The organism is Microbulbifer epialgicus (assembly GCF_041447265.1).
Lineage (GTDB): Bacteria > Pseudomonadota > Gammaproteobacteria > Pseudomonadales > Cellvibrionaceae > Microbulbifer > Microbulbifer epialgicus.
Genome location: NZ_JBGMEK010000180.1, coordinates 1 through 3,136, shown reverse-complemented (window position 1 = coordinate 3,136; position 3,136 = coordinate 1). Strand labels below are relative to the sequence as shown.

Annotated in this window: 1 protein-coding gene; it reads left to right on the top strand. The window is 40.6% G+C overall.

What is annotated here, in order from left to right:
- The first annotated feature begins 167 nt into the window (after window positions 1–167).
- Window positions 168–2,600 carry an SIR2 family protein gene (locus ACCI49_RS24105; protein WP_371841798.1) on the top strand — a complete coding sequence of 811 codons (2,433 nt, stop codon included), beginning with the start codon at window positions 168–170 and terminating at the stop codon, window positions 2,598–2,600.
- Window positions 2,601–3,136 lie beyond the last annotated feature (536 nt).

Here is a 3,136-nt window from a genome sequence, read left to right as displayed (position 1 = left end):
AAAGTGCTTTCTCACATGAGAATGTTACAAAAGAAGCCCGCGCGTGTAGCAGCCTACTTCCGACACGAATCAATTAGGTACGCAGCATAACCGAACTATTTGTTCGCCGGGTTAATAAGGCTCAGTATGCGTCGATAATTAGCGCAATAGCGGAAGTAAGGATTCTCATGAGTATTGAATTATCGGAAATGATTGAAGGGATTGATCCAACAAGTACTGTGTTATTTTTCGGGGCTGGATCATCAATCCCTTCAGGCGCGCCTAGCGTTGAAAAGGTTATAGAAGAGGTTTCACGGAGCTTTAGTATAGATGCCGATGGTTATTCTTTGACTGAATTAACAAGTCTCGCTGAAGAAAAGAGATCTAGAGTTGAGTTAATTAGGTGTCTACGTGGCATGTTTAATAAAATACGCGTCACTGGTGCCCTGCTAAATTTACCATTATACAACTGGAAGAACATATACACCACAAACTATGACAAACTCATAGAGCAGTCATATGAGAAAAAAGAAAAGCCCATTTCTGTAATATCTTCAAACTATGACTTTAGAGAACAAAAGTACCCAGAAGCAACGAAACTCTACAAATTGCATGGATGTATTGAAAAAGATATATCAGATGGACACCAAAGTAGAATAATTATTTCTGAGTCTGATTATGACCATACAACCGAATATCGAGAGGCGCTATGGGATGCCTTTAAGCATGATTTAAATGGTAGTAGCGTTGTCATTATTGGATATTCGCTTGCAGATCAACATATTAAAGACCTGGTAAGCCGAGCTATTTCAATCAACAACAAGTCTTACACACCTGCTTCCATAAACTTAGTTTTGTATTCAAGAGACGAGAGCCGTGCAGCCTTGTTTGAACGTAGAGGTGTAAAGGTGGCCTTTGGTAGTGTTGATGATTTTTTTGTTGAATTGCAAAAAAGAAATACTCCTAGTTCACTGGTATATAGGTCGACAGGTGATCCACTTGATAATCAATCCATGTTACAACCAGTCACTCTAAAGGTTGAAGATGAACTACGAAATATTGACAAAAACGTAAGCGCAATGTTTCAAGGATGGCCTGCTTCTTATTCTGATATTCAAGCGAATTTGACTTTCGAAAGAAGTATAACGAAAGATCTAGAGTCGACCTTGAATTCCGAAAACTCCTTATGTGTTTGCTTGCTCGGGGCCAGCGGCATGGGAAAGAGCACTACCGCTCGTAAATTAATGCTGAGATTGAAGGTTGCGGGGTTTCATTGTTGGGAGCATAAAGGAAATCACAAATTACTTTTTGAAGAGTGGCGATCTGTAGCTAAGGACTTAAATCGCAGGAAGGAAACAGGGGTTGTTTTAATAGATGATGCACACAATCATCTGCATGAAATAAATAGTTTAATCGATCTTTTGTCAGCAGATGCCAACTACTCCTTAAAGATTATTCTCACATCAACTAGAAACCACTGGCACCCCAGAGTAAAAACTCCAAATTTTTTCTTAAAAGGGAAAGAGTTTGTATTAAAAAAACTGGATGAAGGTGAAATCGAGGGACTGCTCTCTTTAGTGGAGACTCATACAGATCTACAACCGCTAATTGAAAGTAGCTTCTCTGGATTTTCTAGGTCAGAACGAAAAAGGCGACTTGTTGCAAAGTGTGAATCAGACACATTTGTATGTTTGAAAAATATATTTGCTTCAGAACAATTTGACGACATTGTATTGCGAGAATTTGCTGAGCTAGACGAAAACCTTCAGGAAATATATAGGCTTGTCTCAGCTATGGAAAGTGCAGGTGTAAATGTCCACCGGCAGCTAGTTGTTCGGCTTCTTGGCATCTCTGCAGAAGCAGTCTCTGCATCACTGATTAATTTGGTTGATATTATTCACGAGTACACGATAAGCGAGCGAGAAGGAATTTATGGATGGAAAGGGCGCCATCCAGTTATTACAGATATTGTTACTAAATATAAAATGCCTGATGAGAAAGAATATTTTAAGTTATTCGAGACAGTTATTGATAACATAATTCCTACTTATGACGTTGAGGTAAGAACAATCAAACAGCTCTGTTCATTTGATTCAGGAATTAGCCGCTTTCCTGACAAGCACGTACGTAACAAATTGCTAAGGAAAATGATTTCAAAAGTACCCGGAGAACGGGTTCCTAGACACAGGTTGATTCGTTATTTGATCGATGTCAATCAGCTAGAGAAAGCCGAAACAGAAATCAGGCTGTTCGAAAATGACTTTGGAACTGAAGGACCATTGGAACGTTTTAAGATAATTCTTTTATTGGCTCGTTCTGAGAGAACAACTGGAATTCTAGATGAGGATCGAATGGCCATTTTAGAGATGGCAAGGGAAAAGGCAGTTAAGGCGGTAGATCGCTACAAAAACAACAAAAACATCTTGAAGACCTATTGTGATGTTAGCCTAGAGATATTCAAGAGATCACAGAACGCCAATATTTTTAAAGACTCCATGAGACAACTAAAAGAAGCAGAAATCCGTTTGGGTGACCCTGAGATTACTACTTCAATTATTATGTTTGAAAGGCAATTTTCGAAGATTCAGTCGGAGTTAGCAGAGGAGCAAGATGCGCCTTAAATCGGGTAGCCGGTAGTTTCTAGCTACCGGGCTCCATACCACCCATCGTGCGGGTCCGCAATGGGCAACTCCCTATCCGTAATGAATCTATACCTAACGATTGTATCGAACAACTTTTCGCTTGAGCTAAGTATCATGACAGTGCGCCACCTCAACTTTACCCGACTGGAAAAATATCGATAGGCTAGCTCTGTCTTTTAACTCGTGGATTTAGGCTTCAAGCCTACGCCATATCCAAGGTATTAATCTTGGCATTAGATTACTATGCCATCGGCTGACTTCTGTTTAATCACCTTGGCATTACTGCCCGAGACGCTACTGTGTTCTACCACTTTTGTCTATCCTCGCGATGGCGGCTATCGGGTTGGGCCTACCTATGAGTCAACGGCTATGCCGACAGCTTCACAGCAGTAAGCTAAACAGATCCCCCCAGATAAGAATGAGAACTTTCACTACACAACTGCATCATTGACTGATCCTACCCACCAACGACGGACACTCTCTTAAGCGATAAACTACGCAGCAGAGGTGCTCTA

Coding starts and splice junctions, on each gene's coding strand:
- ACCI49_RS24105 (WP_371841798.1), top strand. CDS start 168: ATGAGTATTGAATTATCGGAAATGATTGAAGGGATTGATCCAACAAGT.